This is a genomic window from Demequina sp. B12 (genome assembly GCF_028823635.1).
Classification (GTDB): Bacteria; Actinomycetota; Actinomycetes; order Actinomycetales; family Demequinaceae; genus Demequina.
Genome location: NZ_JAPEHU010000001.1, coordinates 358,323 through 373,949 on the forward strand (window position 1 = coordinate 358,323; position 15,627 = coordinate 373,949).

Below are 15,627 nucleotides of genomic sequence, written 5' to 3' on the forward strand. Positions count from 1 at the left end.
ATGCCATGGGTGGGTTCTACTCGGACGGTGTGGTCGAAGGACTCGATGACGGATATGACGGTGGCGAGTAGGTGTACGACGGATACGGGTTGGGTGGAGGCGTGACGTCCCCGGTAGTGGCCGGGACGGTGAGCTCTTTGTAGGCGATGATGACGATGATCATCACGACAATGAACATGAGCGCGAGCACCAGTGGGCCAACGTTCAGTGGACCTGACCGTTGTGCGCGGGCGTGGGCGCGGACGTGAGCAGACTGCAGCGCTTCCGAGTGGGGCCACAATCGTTGGAGGGCGCCCGTGGTGGCTTCCACAACGGACGGCTTGGGGCGCGCGTTCTGTGCCGCAACAATGCCATCCCATGCCCGCAGAGGTTCTTCCTTGGGGTCAGGCGGGGGCAGTTCCTCCTGGCGGGGTTCCGGCAGCGGGGAAGCCACGACCCTGGAGCGGGCGTAGTCGTCGTCGGCAAGGAACGCCGCTTCTGCGAGCTTGTCGGGGCTGACGGTGATGTCGTCAGGCGTGATGGGCTCGGGCGGTGACACCACCAGTTCGTCGGCCACATCCTCCAAGGGGGCAACGTCCTGGGAAGTAGCGGCGTCGTCTTCGACAGGGGCCGATGCCGCCGAGGGAGCGCTCGGCGGGGTAGCCACGGATGCGGGTGAGGTCGCGGCTGCGCTGGCTCGCCGCAGTGCGGTCACCTGGGCGGGGCCCATGGCGGTGGCGATCTCGTTGAGGCTGACGGGGGTGTCGTCGGCGAGGACTGCGTGTGCGAGGGATGTTCCTGCGGTGCCCAAGCCTTCGGGGATGTCGCTGGCTTGGGTGTCAGCGATGTCGAGGCCGGTGACCGCTTGGACGTACAAGCGTGACAGGGCCCGAGCATCGGCCGCTTCCGACAGGGCGTCCGGAGTGCTGGCGTCGACTGTCGCGGGACCGTCGACGCCGAGTCCGACGACCATGACGCGCCCAGAGGGCGAAATCACGAGGGAGTCGGGGCTGATCGCTCCGTGGGATACGCCGTGTTTGCGTGCAGTTTCCAGTGCGCGTGCGGCTTCGCCGACGAGGGTCGAAGCTACTGCCGGTGCCAGAGGTTCGCGGCCGAGGAGCTGTGCGGCAGACACGCCCCGGGGGCGTTCTGACACGACGTAGGCGACGGACTCGCCGTTGTCGACGTGACGTCCGGTGGAGACGATGCGTGCGAACCGGGCGTCGCGTACCTGGGCGGCGCGCACGGCGGCCTGACGGACGCGGGAGGCGTCATCTCCACTAATGACGTCCACGGTGACTTTGTGGGCAAGCCGAGTGTCGTCTGCGATCCACCGTTCGACGTGAGTGGGCGCAGGGTCGACTTGCTGCAGCAGCGTGAAACGACGTCCGAGCGTCGTATCTGCTTGCACCGCTGTTACCCCCTAGGAAAGTGTCCGATATCCGACACCATCATATTCTGCGTTCCGCGCGTTACTTTCGTCCTAGTTTGCGCTTGATGGGGGCAAGTGCCTGGTCGAACTCATCCACGCGCAGGATCCGTAGCATCGCGGCGTACACGATGAACATCACCGTGCCTGCGACGACCACCAGGATTCCGGCGACGATGATGGCACCCCAGCCGGTTCCTGCGTGGGCGTCGGGATTGACCCGCAACACCAGCCAGCCCGCCCCACCGGCGACCAATGCTGCAATGAGCGCCCGCACATGGGTGCGCAGCACCGCACGGCCACCGCCGCCGCCCAGACGCTTGCGCAGGCCGCCAGCACGCAGGAGGACACCCGTCCAGTTGGACAGCGCCATGCCCAGGCCCACGCCCACGGTCCACCACTGTGCGCCGGTGAACTCTTTGAACGCGTAGGCGGTGATGACCCAGACAACACCCATGGGGATGTGCATGTAGAAGATCGACTTGGCGTCCTCGAACGCGAAGTACAACCGTTTGATCAGCACCGTGGCGCCAAGGGGAACGAGTCCCAGAAGCATGGCGATCATCACTTGCGACACGGAACTCACGACGGGCGCCGATGCGGAGGGCAGTGCCACGCGAGTGATCAGGGGGGCGAGCACGATCATTGCGACCGTGGCGAAGATCGTGAAGACGCCAGTCACGCGCAGTCCACGGGAGGTTCCGGCGCGCAACGCAGGAATGTCGCCATTCACAGCGTGGCGGGCCATCGCTGTGTACATCGCTGTCACCAATGACACCGTGATCAGCGAGTGGGGAACCAGGTAGAGCGACAAGGCTTGGAAGTACGCAGCGTTTCCGGCAACAGCCGCCCCGCCTTCAGTACCGGCCGATGCTGCAACACGCGTCACCAGCGTCACAGCCACCTGCTCCACGAGCACCGCACCCAGAGACCACTTGGCAATGGTGCCCACCACAGCAAGTTCGCCCTTGGGGCCGCGCCACTGCCACTTCCAGCGGTAACCGCCCTTGATCAAGGGGATGATCAGGATGAGCGCCTGCGCTGCGATGCCGAGGGTCGCGAAGCCTGCCAACAGGGCGATCCTGCCGGGTGTCCACTCGCTGAGCGAGGCAAGATCGGCTGCGTCGGACGGGGCCTGGACGTACTGGCCAAAGATTGCGATGTAAGCGATGAGACCGACGATCGCGACCACGTTGTTCAGCACGGGTGCCCACATGAACGCACCGAACTGTTCGCGTGAGTTGAGGACCTCTCCCAGCAGCGTGTACAGGCAGTAGAAGAACAGTTGCGGGATGCACCAGAAGGAGAACGCGGTCGCCAATGCGACCATCTCTGGCGGCCAGTTGTCGGTGTAGAGCAGGACCCACACTTGAGCGGTGAGGGTGGCCACGACGGTTACGCCAAACGCCAGGACCCCACCAATGGTGACGATGCGGTCCACGGTGCGTTTTCCATCGGGCCGTTGGAAGGCCTTCACCATCTGAGGAACCAGGACGGCGTTCAGCACTCCAGCGGCGAGCACCGCGAACATGACGTTGGGGAGCCGGTTGGCGATGTCGTACGCGTTCGCGGCGAACGCGTTGACGCCAATGGCTGCAACGAGGAGTGCGTTGCGGACCAGGCCGAGCACGCGTGAGGTGCCTGTTCCTGCCGCCATCACCAGGGTGTTGCGGCCGAGCGACTTGCGAGCAGGAGTGTCAGTCATCGGTGCGGTCCTTGGTGGTCTGTTCCGATGTGCTGTTGTCCTCGGGGGTGCCCTCGGCGTCGTCGTGCGCGGCTACCGGCATCTCTGCGGACAATGGCACGTCCGCGGTGCGGGTGTCTTTGCGACCACGGCGGATGGTGCGGATGATGCCTGCGATGAGGAGCAACACCAGGAACACCGTGAAGATCGCGGTCGCGGCGGTGCCCCACTCTGCGCGGACGCGAATGGAAAAGGCTTGGTCTGCGGACAGTCGTTCGCCGTCCTCGCGTTCCAGATGGACGCTCATGTCGACGTTCGCGGAGGACACCGCAGACACGTTGACCAGGGCTTGCCGGGATTCACCCGCGGGCACCTCGATCGAAGGTTTGTCCTCCACGATCAGGTTGGGAGAGTTGGATTCCAGCACCACAGTCACCGTGACGGGCCAGTCCAAAGAGTTGACGACCGTCACGGGAACGTCACCGTCATCGGCCAGCAGGTTGAGGTCCGAACTCGACGCGATGGATACGCCTGCCAGGGTGTCAGCTGTTTCTGCGAGCACCTCTTGGACGCGGAGTTGGCGGCCGTCGGGGCTTTGACGGCCCGATGCCGGCACACCGCTGAGGACCACCGCGCCCCACGTGTCGTAGGCCTCGCGCGGGTTGATGGTGGCTTCCGACAGCACCGAAAGTTCAGGGAGCTGATCTCCCAGCTTCTCTACGGTGGAGGCAGGCAGGTCGGCGTCCTCATCGAGTACGTCCGGGACGGAGATCGTGGTCATGTCGCTGGAGTCCGCCAGCGACTGAACGGTTACCGGGTTGACCCAGGGAAGTTCGAGAAGCCCATTGAGCAGCGCGGCAGTGTCGGGGGTGCGCAGCCACTCATCGCCGGGTGCGACCAGCACGGGATCGCCCGCCTTAGCGGCGAACGCAGTCTCCGCGACCACACGAGCCCACTGGGCCTCAGTCCCAGGACGGAATGTTGCCACCGCGCCTGTGAGGGCTTCGTGGGGAATCAGCACAGGCAGGTCGCCCTCAGAGGTCTCTACCGCCACCACGGACGCGGACCCGGCCTGCTCCCGCAGGTCGCCGATGTTGGAGGTACGGGCATCAGGCAAGATCGCGATCGCACCAGCCTCCGCAGCCATCGAAGCGGTCGTGCCATCAAGCGCAGCGACGGGTGCCACCCACGGCAGATCCATCGAGGCAGCAAGCGACGAGTACGGACGCTGTGTCAACGAGAAGTCAAGAAGACGCGTATCGCCGGCATGGGCCAGTGAGACGAGGTCGGGACTACCCCCAGGGAGCCACACCACTTCCCGTTCATACAGGCCAGCCCCGAACACCATGGAGTCCGTCAGCAAGGTGGGGTCAACAGCAACGGATGCGGACGTGTCGGTGACAGCGTTGAGCGTCTGTGCTACCGCTGTTTGGGTCGAGCTGGCAGTCGCCAGGAGTGCCATGTCCACGGACGGCAGTCGTGCGCCCGTCCACGTCATCGGAAGCGCATCAACCGCAATGTCGCCCTGTTCCGTTTCCACGGTGAGTGTCACACCGTAGACCGCGCTTTCGTCAGGGAGATCCAGGTCCGATGCCGTGGCAGACATCGACACCGACTGGCGTGCAGGAATGGTGTCGCCTTCGACAGCCTCGGAGTCGCTGGCACTGTCCGCGTCCGAACCCTCGTCATCACCGGAGGTGTCCGCAGGTTCAGGCGTACGAGCCACCTCCGTCATATCAAAGGCTGACGTATCGCTCAGGAAGTCGCTCAAGTCTTCAGTCGAATCCAGTGGATCGTCCGTGACGCTCATCACCAGAAAAGCGTCCGTCAACGCAGCACTGGAGCCGTTCTCCACCGTCACCGTCGCCTGCAACGCCGTCCGGGCATCGGCCCGTGCCGAGAACTCACTCACCATGGTGGTGGCGCCGGTCACATCCCGCGGAATCGTCACCGCTGCCGCACCGCTGGCCGCTACCAGCGACAGGGTCGTCACTAAGGCCGCACCCGCGGCTATCCGCCTCACTGCTCCGGACTCAGCAGCGCGATGGCCACCTGAGCCATCTTGCGCTCATTCGGGTAGGCAAGGCGCTGACGTAGGTCGGACACCGGAATCCACTCGGCAACCTCGGCTTCATGGTCCGGATCGTTCTCCGTGGTGATGTCGCCCCCCTTGAACTCAAGCAAATAGTGGTGCACCACCTTGTGAACACGGCGGTCATCGCCAGTGAACCAGTAGTCGATCACACCGATCGGCTGAATGATGTCCGCATCGATACCAGTCTCCTCCGCGACCTCACGGATCGCGGCATCCTCCGGAGTCTCACCAGCCTCGATGTGACCCTTAGGCAGGCACCACTCCAAACGTCCGGCGCGGTTCCGGCGTCCAATGCAGGCGACGAACGCGTGGCCCTCATCAACGCGGACCACGATGCCCCCCGCGGACGTCTCATTCGACACCGGCAGATGCGAGGCCCGGTGTGCTGCACTGTCCTTCCGCTGCCGCATCGACGCACCGCCTGGCGGTGGCGGCGCCGGAATGGGGCGCGGCACGGGTGGACGAGACATGCGCCAACTCTAACGAGCCAGGGGAGGGGCTGGGGGCATCCGCGCGGGACCGCTGCTGTCTGCGCAGCAATCTGGGACCATAGAAGACGTGACTTCCCCCTCCATCCCCTCGTACGACGTCCTGCGCCAGCGCGCGACCGCACTGTGGGACGCCCTACCCGCAGAGATTTTCGACCTGGCACAGCGGTTCGCCGACGCCGGGCACGAGTTCGCGCTTGTGGGCGGACCCGTCCGGGATGCGTTCCTGGGAAGGTCCAGCGCTGACCTGGACTTCGCGACCTCGGCACGGCCCGATGCGACGGAGAAGATCCTCAAGACGTGGACTCGTGCGACATGGGATGTGGGACGCGACTTTGGCACCATTGGGGGCCGCCGCAACGATCTGATGGTGGAAATCACCACGTACCGTGCCGACGAATACGACGGGGTCACCCGCAAGCCCGTGGTCGCGTTCGGGGACAGCCTCGATGGAGACCTGGCACGCCGTGACTTCACCATCAACGCGATGGCGGTGAAGCTTCCGTCCAAGGAGTTCATCGACCTCCACGGCGGCTTGGAAGACCTTGCCGGAGGTCTGCTGCGGACGCCCATCGAACCGGACGTGTCCTTCGCCGACGACCCCCTGCGCATGATGCGTGCAGCACGCTTCGCCTCGCAGTTGGGCTTCGAGATCGAACCCGCCACGTTCTCCGCGATGAACCGTTTCGCCGACCGTCTCAGCATCGTCTCCGCAGAACGGGTGCGCGATGAACTGTGCAAACTCCTTCTGGGAGCCAACCCCCGCATCGGCCTCACTGCGTTGGTTGACGCCGGACTGTCCGCCCACGTCCTTCCTGAACTTCCCGCTTTGCAGTTGGAAGTCGACGAACACCACCACCACAAGGACGTGTACGAACACACGCTCACGGTGCTGGACCAAGCGATCGACCTAGAGACCGACGCCGACGGTCCAGTGCCAGGCCCCGACCTGATCCTCCGGCTCGCCGCGATCATGCACGACATTGGCAAGCCGCCCACCAAGCGTCTCGAACCGGGCGGGGGAGTGAGCTTCCACCACCACGAGGTTGTGGGAGCAAAGATGACGCGCAAGCGCATGAAGGAACTACGGTTCGACAAAGACACCATCAAAGCGGTCTCCCACCTGGTCGAACTCCACCTCCGTTTCCACGGCTACGCCGACGCGCGCTGGTCCGACTCCGCCGTACGGCGCTATGTGACCGATGCGGGCGACCAGTTGGAACGGCTCCACCGCTTGACGCGGGCGGACGTCACCACCCGCAACCGGCGCAAAGCCGACCGCCTCTCCTTCGCCTACGACGACCTCGAGCAGCGCATCGCGGAACTCCGCGAACAAGAGGAAATCGACTCGATCCGGCCGGACCTCGACGGCAACCAAATCATGGAAGCGTTGGGGATTGGGCCCGGACGCGAGATCGGCATGGCGTACAAGTACCTGCTGGAACTCCGCATGGAACACGGACCCCTGGGTGAGGAACGCGCTCTTACCGAGTTGAAAGCCTGGTGGGCTGACCAGCAGTAGAGTGGGCCTGCGCGACCGCACGACGCGCTTCACACAACACTCATATGGGGGGCATGACATGGATCCTTTCCGCGCCATCGGGCGTTGCTTTCGCAACTACGCCAACTTCAACGGACGGGGACGCCGCAGCGAGTTCTGGCCGTTCTACTTCTTTGGGATGATCGCGGGACCGCTCGCTGCGCTGGCGATCGCCCTGCTGGGCGTGTTCCTCGCCACCAACGTTCTGGGAACCGATGTTGACGGCAGCGGTAGCTACACGTCAGACGAACTCAACGGCCCCGTCATGGTGTCCGGCTTTGTGTTGGCCGGGCTCGCCTACGTAGCGCTACTGATCCCCGTGCTCGCCGCGTGGTCGCGACGCCTGCACGACATGGGTCAGACGTCCGGTTGGCTATTCCTGTGCGTGATCGGCTTCTCGATCGTGCCGTTCATCATGGCGTTCTTCCCGTCAGAACCTGTACCGAACCGCTACGGACAGGTCCCAGAAGGAATCCGCCCGCTGGCTGCGCCCGGACAGTTCGCGCCAACCGCGGCGTAAACGGGGATCTTTCGCCTACCAACACCACCCGTCTCACGGAGACGCCGTGGGTATTCACTATCACTTTTACAGGGGGAACACATGGGACCAATCGAAGCGTGCGCCAATGGGTTCAAGAAGATCTTTAGGTTTGGCGGTCGGGCTAGCCGTAGCGAGTTCTGGTGGTTCTACGTTGGCTCGGCGGTCATCGGCATTCTGCTGTACGTCGCCTATCTTGTGATGCTTGGCGCCGTCATTGGGCTTACCGCAACGGACGTCGATGGCAACGGGGTTCTCACGAGCGACGAGATCACAAGCGCTTGGACTGGGCTCACAACCGCCCTGTTCGTGATCCTCGTCTTGGCGTTGAGTCTCGCGTTGATGGCGTCATGGGTGCGTCGCTTGCACGACACCGGCAAGCCTGGGGGATGGCTGATGCTGTCGTTCATTGGGCTGGGGATTGTGCCGTTCATCATGGCGATGTTCCCGTCCGAGCCCCACATCAACGACTACGGCCCAGAGGTGTACTAGACGTCTGCAGGCCCGGAGCTGCGCCTCCTCACGGAGTGGGCGTGGCTGCGGGCACGTCGCGGGCAGTCCGGGGCGACATCGCATAGATCGCGGCGACGCACAGGTACAGGACCACCACTACGCCCATGATGGTGCGCGAGTAGCCGGAGTCGGGGAGCGTGAGCCCGGCCAGGACTGCGGAACCGATGAACGCCACGTTGTACGCCATGTCGTACAACGTGAACGCGCGGCCGCGATACTCGTCGTCGGTGTCACGCTGCACAATGGTGTCCACCGCAATCTTGGCGCCCTGCACGGCGAAGCTCACGATGACCGCGGACAACAGCAAAGCCCACGGAGCATCGGACACCACCAAAATCAACTGGGCCAACGCACCCACTCCCAGGCAGACCAGAATCCAGGTCCGGCGCTCCATCCGTGCCCCCAGCGTGGGCGTGAGGACCGCAGCAAGCCCAAACCCGACCGCGGCAAACGCCACCACGATCGTGAAGGCCCCCAACGCTTGTTCAGGGCGGTCCGGGTCGCCCAGCACGTGGCGGGAAATCAGGATCGACGCGACAAACAGCAGCCCATACAAGAGCCGCTGCGCGGACATCACCCCCAACGCGTGAAACGGTGTGCGGCGCGCATAGAGGTAGCGGACACCGTCGCCCAGTTCACGGCTGAGCGCCTTGATCTGCGCGCCCATATGCAGCCGTTCCAAGGGGTGCTCGGGACCCAAATCTGTGCGGCCAATCAACGTTGCCGACCACGACGCCAAACCGAACGCCACCGCAGAGCTCACCAACGCAGTGAAGGCGAGCCCCACATCGGACGCCCCGGGCGCGACCACCGTGACAATGCCGCCAATCGCCCCGCCGGCCGCAGCAGCGATAGTGCCCAGCGTGGGGAGCACGGAGTTTGCCGGCAAGAGAGCGTCTGCCGGGACGATGCGGGGAAGGCCCGCCGTCATGGCCGCCAGCAGGAAACGGTTGACGGACAACGCCAGCAGCGCGAGCGCGTACAGCGACCACAAGGGCCATGACATCCACAACGCCACACAGATCGCAAGGACCAGGACCAGGCGCACGAGGTTGCCGATCAGCAGGATGCGTTGACGTTGCCAACGGTCAATCAACGGACCCACGAACGGACCCACGATGGTGAAGGGCGCCAGCAGAACCGCGAATCCCGCGGCGATCGCTTCTGGGGTGGAAGCAGTGGTGGGGTCAAAGAAGAACGCTGCGGCGATCCCTACCTGGAACATGCCGTCCCCACCTTGCGACAGCAGTCGCGCATAGGTGAGTCGGCGGAATCCCGGGAGGTGCCAGAGCTGTTTGACGTCGCGCACCAAAGACATGGCGCAAGCCTAGGGGGTGTCGCTGGGACCGGGATCAGTGACGGCGGTGCGCGGCACTACGCTGGCTGTACTTGTACGTGAGTGAAGAGGAGTGGTCCACACCATGAGCTTTGGCGATGCCGTCGCGACGGGCTTCCAGAAGTATGTGGTCTTTGGTGGCCGAGCGAGGCGTAGCGAGTTCTGGTGGTTCTACCTGGCTGTGCAACTGATTTCGTTGCCGTTGTTTGTGACGGGCGGAATCGTGATGGGACAGGCCTTTGCCCCGATCGCTGAGCAGACCCTTCCGGATGGAACGCTCCCTGACGACGTCCAGGGCGATGTCACGTGGTGGCTGTTCTATCTGGGGATCGCCATCATCATCATGGTGGCACTGGTGACGTTCTTCCCGCTGCTGGCTGCCATGGCGCGACGCCTGCACGATGCCGGGTTTAGCGCGCACTGGCTGTGGTTCATTGTGGTGGGCCTGGTGGTGGTGCCGTTGGCGATCTGTGTGTTCCCCGGCAAGCCCGGTGAGAACCGCTACGGTCCGGACCCGCGCCTGGGGTAGCAGTCGGCCCCTTCCGCGCTCCCTTTCCGGCCCGCACCCGCCCGCCATCTTCCGCCCGCACCCACGCCCACGCCCACGCCTTTCCCGTCAAATGGCTCCATTTGGCTGTTATAGGTAGCTAAAACAACGGTTTTGTGCCACCAGGGGCCGGCCGTGCGAGTTTCACGTGACGCGAACGCGCGTGCATCTACGTCCCGGCCGCGGCACAGTGGGCAGATGACTACTTCACAGCGCATTGCCATCGTGGGCGGCCATGGAAAGGTCGCCCGACACCTCATCCCGATCCTCACTGGCCGCGGGCACACCGTGGTGGCGACCGCCCGGAGCGAGGACCACCTCATCGCGTTGGCGCGTCTCGGCGCTCAGCCCGTGCGACTGGACATCGAGAACTCCACGGAGGCGGACTTTGCCGCAGCGTTTGAGAGGTGTGACGCCGTGGTGTTCACGGCCGGTGGCGGACCGGACGGCAACATCGAACGCAAGCGCACCGTGGATTTGGGCGGCTCGCTCAAGTCGATCGCGGGGGCGCAGGCGGCTGGAGTGAAGCGCCTGGTGCAGGTCTCCGCATGGCGTGTGGACGATGCTCCAGATCCGGCCAACGGTGAAGTGTGGGCCGCGTACGTGGCGGCCAAGAGCGAAGCCGATGCTGCGCTGAGGGAGTCCGGCCTGGACTGGACGATCCTGCGCCCGGGCGGGCTCACGGATGATGCTCCCACGGGCCGCATCATCGTGGCGCCTGAGGTTTCACGTGGAACCATCACGCGAGCGGACGTGGCCCACGCCATCGCGGACTGCCTCGACCAGCCCGCCACCATCGGTCACCAGTGGGAACTCATGGAGGGGGAGACCCCTGTCCTGCGTGCGCTTCAGGCGGCGGCGGAGCAGAGCTGAACTGCCGCTGACCGCACCGCTGGGGGCCGCTGAGCCCCAGCATCGTCCCTTCCTGGACCCCACGAAGCCCCCAAGTGGCAAGAAATGCCTGTTTTGGTGAGCTAAAACAACCAAATGGAGCCATTTCGCGCGAAAGGTGAGGGCGGGGAGCGCGGAGCAGGGACAGGTGCAGGGAACGGTGCAGGGAGCTGGTCCAGGAACGACAAAGCCCGGATCGCTACCACACAAGCGATCCGGGCTTTATCCGCGCGTCAATGCGCTCCGGGGACTAGCGCTCCACCTCGCCTGCAATGAATGCCTCGAGCTGGGCGCGGCCCTGCGTGTCCTCCATCTGGACAGGCGGGGACTTCATGAAGTAGGTCGACGCCGACAGGATCGGGCCACCCACGCCGCGGTCCTTGGCAATCTTTGCCGCACGGATCGCGTCGATGATGATTCCGGCTGAGTTGGGGGAGTCCCACACCTCGAGCTTGTACTCCAGGTTCAGGGGAACCTCACCGAAGGCACGGCCTTCCAGGCGGACGTATGCCCACTTGCGGTCGTCGAGCCACGCCACGTAGTCCGAAGGGCCGATGTGGACGTTGCGGTCTTCCTTCTTGCCGGCCAGGGGGCCTTCAAGGTTGGAGGTGACGGCCTGCGTCTTGGAGATCTTCTTGGACTCCAGGCGCTCACGCTCGAGCATGTTCTTGAAGTCCATGTTGCCGCCCACGTTGAGCTGGTAGGTGCGGTCCAGGACCACGCCGCGCTGTTCGAACAGCTTGGCCAGCACGCGGTGGGTGATGGTGGCGCCCACCTGCGACTTGATGTCGTCACCGACGATGGGCAGGCCTGCGTCTTCGAACTTCTTGGCCCATTCGGGGTCGGAAGCGATGAACACGGGCAGCGCGTTGACGAACGCCACGCCGGCGTCGATGGCGCACTGGGCGTAGTACTTGGCGGCCTCTTCGGAGCCCACGGGCAGGTAGCAGACCAGCACGTCAGCTTCGGTGTCCTTGAGGACCTGGACCACGTCTACGGGGGCTTCGTCGGACTCGACGATGGTGTCCCGGTAGTACTTGCCCAGACCGTCGAGGGTCACGCCGCGCTGGACCTGGATGTCGGTCTTGGGGACGTCGCAGATCTTGATGGTGTTGTTCTCGGAGGCTTCGGTGGCCTCAACGAGTTCCTTGCCAACCTTGAGCGAGTCCACGTCGAATGCGGCCACGAACTCGATGTCGGAGACGTGGTAGTCGCCGAACTGGACGTGCATGAGGCCGGGGACGGTCTCGGTGGCGGGGGTGTTCTTGTAGTACTCCACGCCCTGAACAAGCGACGTGGCGCAGTTACCCACGCCCACAATGGCAACGCGAAGTGAAGCCATAATTTCTCCTTAGTTGTTGTCTCCCGCGGAAGCGGTGTGGTTGTCGGTTCCGCGGGTTGCGGAACGTTCGTTCTCGATGAGTTTGTCGAGCCATTCGACCTCACGCTCGACTCGTTCAAGGCCGTGGCGTTGAAGTTCGGCGGTGTAGGCGTCGTGGCGGTCGCGCATGCGTGCGAGGCCTTCGGCAACTTCTTCGAGGCGTTCTGAGAGGCGGGTGCGCCGTCCTTCGAGGATGCGTAGGCGGGTCGCGGAGTCGGTTTTGCCGAAGAGCGCGAAGCGTACGTCGAAGGTGTCGTCTTCCCAGGCCGATGCGCCGGAGGAGGCAAGCTCTGCGGCAAGACGGTCTTTGCCGGCATCGGTGAGCCCGTATGCGATGCGGGAGCGCTTGGAGCCGCCGGGCCGGGTGGCGTCTGCGACGTCGGAGTCGTCTGCGGCGATGAGGCCCGATGCGACCATGCGCTTGAGGCATGGGTACAGCGATCCGTAGCTGAGGGCCCGGAAGGGGCCCAGGGAGCCGCCCAGTCGTTTGCGGATTTGGTAGCCATGCAGGGGCTGCTCGGCGAGCATGCCGAGGATGGCGAGCGACAGGACGTCGGTCTTAGCCATGGCTACTCCTTCCGAGGGCGTGCGGGTGGGCCGATGCGGCACTCACCATAGCAGAGCGTTGTATCGCCACGATACATCGAAGATCACGCCTGTACAGTGGTCGGGAACACCGGTTGGGGGACAAATCCCGTAGTTCGGGCGTTACAGAGGCAACCGCGCCACGCGGGATTGTCCTTGCGCGCGCGCCGACCAATGTAGATGCCAGACGACTTTCTAGGGTGAACACTGTGACCAACAGTTCCAACACTCCACCGCGACGCTCCACGCGCGTGCCTACCGGCGCGCAGCCCACGCGTCCCGCCACGGGCGTCCAGCGTGGCGCATCCGGCAAGCCTGCCAACGGCATCCCGCCGTGGGGTGCCACCGGCGCACAGCCCATCAACCAGTCGGCCACCAAGAACGGTGCGGCGCCTGCTCGCAAGACCGGACCCGCAGGCGGATCCGGCGGTGGCAAGGGAGGCAACGGTAACGGGGGAGACGAGGAAAAGGAGCCCTTGGGTTGGAAGGGCTGGCTCAAGCGCATTGCCCTGTGGCTTCTCATTGCGCTCTTGTCGATCACCATCATCGGCATCGTCGCGCTCATCATCGTGTACTCGCGCATCGAAATCCCCGAACCCGATGACTTTGCGCAGGCACAGTCGTCTGTCTTCTACTACGCGGACGGCGAGACCGAGATGGCGCGCCTGGGAGTTGCCGACCGTGAATCGGTGGAACTGAAGTCCCTCCCCGAGTACGTGCCCCAAGCGTTTGTCGCGGCAGAAGACCGTACGTTCTACACCAACCCGGGTATCAACGTGCTGGGCATGACGAAGGCACTGTGGGACACCATCGTGCTGGACCAGCCCCGCGGTGGATCCTCCATCACCCAGCAGTATGTGGAGCGCTATTACGTGGGTGAGACCACGACCTCGATCCCCGGCAAGATCAAGGAAACGCTGCTCGCCCTCAAGATCGACTCCGAGCAGACCAAGGACGAGGTCCTCGAGAACTACCTCAACACCATCTACTTGGGCCGTGGAGCCTACGGAGTTGAGGCCGCGTCCCGCGAGTTCTTCGACAAGCACGCCGCAGACCTCACCATCGAGGAAGCCGCCATGCTGGCTGCCATCGTTCCCGCGCCCAGCGCGTGGGACCCTGCCGTGGACCCGGAGAAGGCAGAGTCACGTTGGAACTATGTGCTCGACGGCATGGTCGACACCAAGTTCCTGACGCAAACGGAACGTGACGCCATCACCACTTTCCCCGAAACCATTGAGTACTCACGTGAAGACGTGTTCGGTGGAACCCAGGGTTACATCGTTCAGGAAGCCCTCAACGAGGTCGCAGAAGTCTCCGGTATCAGCCGTGAAGAAATCGAATCTCAGGGCTACCGCATCGTCACCACGATCATTCCGGAGCACCAGCAGGCAGCTGAAGACGCTGTCGCGGAGATGCCCGACGACCACGCGGACAACCTGCAAGTGGCCGCAGTAACCGTGGAAGCTGACACCGGCGCGATCACGTCGATGTACGGCGGTTCCGACTACCTGGAACGCCAACGCAACGCCGTCACCCAGGACGTCGCCCAGGCAGGCTCGACGTTCAAGCCCTTCGCGCTCGTCGGTGGACTGGAGCTCGGCATCGGCCTGGATTCCGAGTACCTGGGCAACAACGAGATGGAGTTCGACGGCTTCGAATCTCCCGTGCGTAACTTTGGTGGCTACGACTTTGGCGTGGTCGACCTTGTCGAAGCGACCGAGAAGTCGATCAACACTGCGTATGTGGGGCTTGCGGAAGACATCGGTGCCCAGACCGTCATGGACACCGCGATTCGCGCGGGCCTGCCGGAAGACACCCTGGGACTTGAAGCCAACGCCTCCAACGTCTTGGGTACTGCCTCCCCGCACGCCCTGGACATGGCATCGGCGTACGCCACCTTCGCCACCGGCGGAGTCAGCACTGACCCGTACTTGGTCGCATCTCTCACCGCGCACGACGGCGAAGAGGTCTACGCACACGAGGACACCTCGCGCCGCGTCTTCGAAGAAGACGTCATGGCAGACACCACCTACGCCATGCAGCAAGTCATCGAGTCTGGCTCCGGTGTGACGGCGAAGGAACTTGGCCGTCCGCTGGCTGGCAAGACCGGAACCTCCAACGACAACCGGTCCGCATGGTTCGTTGCATTCTCCCCGCAGATCGTGGGCGCAGTAGCGATGTACCAGGTGGGTGAAGACGGCTCCACAGAACAGATCACGCCCTTTGGCGGCTACAGCGAAATCACCGGATCCACGGTGCCCGCATCGATCTGGACGTGGATGATGGGCCCCATCCTCGAGGACTATCCGATCGAGGAGTTCCCCGAGCGCGCGAACGTTGGTACGGGACACACGATGGAACCCACCACGTCACCCACGCCCACCGAGAGCCCCTCACCGAGCCCCACGCCCACGCCGTCTGAAACCGAGACGACTGAGCCGCCGGAGCCGGAACCCACGGAAACAGAAACGACGGAACCGCCCAAACCACAACCGTCCGAGACCACGGACCCGCCGGACCCGCAACCCTCGGAAACCACGGACCCGCCGGACCCACAACCGTCCTCAGACCCCGCGGTCTCGGGTGAACCCGTCACGCCTGTACTCCCGTAGGGTTCGGGC

At 64.2% G+C, this 15,627-nt stretch carries 13 protein-coding genes; 6 read left to right on the forward strand and 7 right to left on the reverse strand.

All coding sequences use genetic code 11. From position 1 onward, the window contains the following. Window positions 1-16: 16 nt before the first annotated feature. The 4 genes from ON058_RS01770 to ON058_RS01785 all read right to left on the reverse strand — a co-directional run bounded on the left by ON058_RS01770 (window position 17) and on the right by ON058_RS01785 (window position 5,597). On the reverse strand, window positions 17-1,390 hold the full coding sequence (locus tag ON058_RS01770) for a hypothetical protein (protein ID WP_274667310.1): 1,374 nt from the start codon (window positions 1,388-1,390) through the stop codon (window positions 17-19). A 61-nt stretch (window positions 1,391-1,451) separates the two neighbouring features. Further along, entirely contained in the window at window positions 1,452-3,113 is a 1,662-nt protein-coding gene (murJ, locus tag ON058_RS01775; RefSeq protein ID WP_274667311.1) for a murein biosynthesis integral membrane protein MurJ, read from the reverse strand. Beyond that, complete coding sequence (locus ON058_RS01780; protein ID WP_274667312.1) at window positions 3,106-5,085, reverse strand: DUF6049 family protein; 1,980 nt, start codon at window positions 5,083-5,085, stop codon at window positions 3,106-3,108. The genes murJ and ON058_RS01780 overlap by 8 nt, the downstream gene beginning before the upstream one ends. A gap of 26 nt (window positions 5,086-5,111) precedes the next feature. Beyond that, a complete protein-coding gene (locus tag ON058_RS01785) occupies window positions 5,112-5,597 on the reverse strand; it encodes an NUDIX hydrolase (RefSeq protein WP_274667828.1) in 486 nt (161 codons plus the stop codon). A gap of 148 nt (window positions 5,598-5,745) precedes the next feature. On the opposite strand from ON058_RS01785, the gene ON058_RS01790 reads away from it, so the two are divergent. The 3 genes from ON058_RS01790 to ON058_RS01800 all read left to right on the forward strand — a co-directional run bounded on the left by ON058_RS01790 (window position 5,746) and on the right by ON058_RS01800 (window position 8,245). Further along, on the forward strand, window positions 5,746-7,197 hold the full coding sequence (locus ON058_RS01790; protein WP_274667313.1) for a CCA tRNA nucleotidyltransferase: 1,452 nt from the start codon (window positions 5,746-5,748) through the stop codon (window positions 7,195-7,197). A gap of 58 nt (window positions 7,198-7,255) precedes the next feature. Then, complete coding sequence (locus ON058_RS01795) at window positions 7,256-7,735, forward strand: DUF805 domain-containing protein (RefSeq protein ID WP_274667314.1); 480 nt, start codon at window positions 7,256-7,258, stop codon at window positions 7,733-7,735. Between the two features lie 81 nt (window positions 7,736-7,816). Beyond that, window positions 7,817-8,245, forward strand: a complete 429-nt coding sequence (locus ON058_RS01800) for a DUF805 domain-containing protein (protein WP_274667315.1) — start codon at window positions 7,817-7,819, stop codon at window positions 8,243-8,245. A gap of 28 nt (window positions 8,246-8,273) precedes the next feature. Here ON058_RS01800 and ON058_RS01805 read toward each other — a convergent pair whose 3' ends face one another. Continuing rightward, window positions 8,274-9,584, reverse strand: coding sequence for an MFS transporter (locus ON058_RS01805; RefSeq protein WP_274667316.1), 1,311 nt, complete (start codon window positions 9,582-9,584; stop codon window positions 8,274-8,276). A 103-nt stretch (window positions 9,585-9,687) separates the two neighbouring features. Between ON058_RS01805 and ON058_RS01810 the strand changes: the two genes are divergently transcribed. Together ON058_RS01810 and ON058_RS01815 are read left to right on the forward strand one after the other, a co-directional pair. Then, entirely contained in the window at window positions 9,688-10,131 is a 444-nt protein-coding gene (locus ON058_RS01810; protein WP_274667317.1) for a DUF805 domain-containing protein, read from the forward strand. A gap of 216 nt (window positions 10,132-10,347) precedes the next feature. After that, complete coding sequence (locus ON058_RS01815; protein WP_274667318.1) at window positions 10,348-11,022, forward strand: SDR family oxidoreductase; 675 nt, start codon at window positions 10,348-10,350, stop codon at window positions 11,020-11,022. 268 nt (window positions 11,023-11,290) lie between these two features. Here the strand turns inward: ON058_RS01815 and ON058_RS01820 are convergent, their stop codons facing one another. Further along, window positions 11,291-12,382: an inositol-3-phosphate synthase gene (locus ON058_RS01820; protein WP_274667319.1), complete on the reverse strand. Its 1,092-nt coding sequence runs from the start codon at window positions 12,380-12,382 to the stop codon at window positions 11,291-11,293. A 9-nt stretch (window positions 12,383-12,391) separates the two neighbouring features. Further along, complete coding sequence (locus ON058_RS01825; RefSeq protein ID WP_274667320.1) at window positions 12,392-12,988, reverse strand: PadR family transcriptional regulator; 597 nt, start codon at window positions 12,986-12,988, stop codon at window positions 12,392-12,394. Window positions 12,989-13,215: 227 nt separating this feature from the next. Between ON058_RS01825 and ON058_RS01830 the strand changes: the two genes are divergently transcribed. Next, entirely contained in the window at window positions 13,216-15,618 is a 2,403-nt protein-coding gene (locus tag ON058_RS01830) for a transglycosylase domain-containing protein (protein ID WP_274667321.1), read from the forward strand. Window positions 15,619-15,627 lie beyond the last annotated feature (9 nt).

Bases quoted from the DNA above. Each gene is read 5' to 3' on its own strand.
- murJ (WP_274667311.1), bottom strand. From the start codon at position 3,113: ATGACTGACACTCCTGCTCGCAAGTCGCTCGGCCGCAACACCCTGGTG.
- ON058_RS01785 (WP_274667828.1), bottom strand. From the start codon at position 5,597: ATGCGGCAGCGGAAGGACAGTGCAGCACACCGGGCCTCGCATCTGCCG.
- ON058_RS01795 (WP_274667314.1), top strand. From the start codon at position 7,256: ATGGATCCTTTCCGCGCCATCGGGCGTTGCTTTCGCAACTACGCCAAC.
- ON058_RS01800 (WP_274667315.1), top strand. From the start codon at position 7,817: ATGGGACCAATCGAAGCGTGCGCCAATGGGTTCAAGAAGATCTTTAGG.
- ON058_RS01805 (WP_274667316.1), bottom strand. From the start codon at position 9,584: ATGTCTTTGGTGCGCGACGTCAAACAGCTCTGGCACCTCCCGGGATTC.
- ON058_RS01810 (WP_274667317.1), top strand. From the start codon at position 9,688: ATGAGCTTTGGCGATGCCGTCGCGACGGGCTTCCAGAAGTATGTGGTC.
- ON058_RS01815 (WP_274667318.1), top strand. From the start codon at position 10,348: ATGACTACTTCACAGCGCATTGCCATCGTGGGCGGCCATGGAAAGGTC.
- ON058_RS01820 (WP_274667319.1), bottom strand. From the start codon at position 12,382: ATGGCTTCACTTCGCGTTGCCATTGTGGGCGTGGGTAACTGCGCCACG.
- ON058_RS01825 (WP_274667320.1), bottom strand. From the start codon at position 12,988: ATGGCTAAGACCGACGTCCTGTCGCTCGCCATCCTCGGCATGCTCGCC.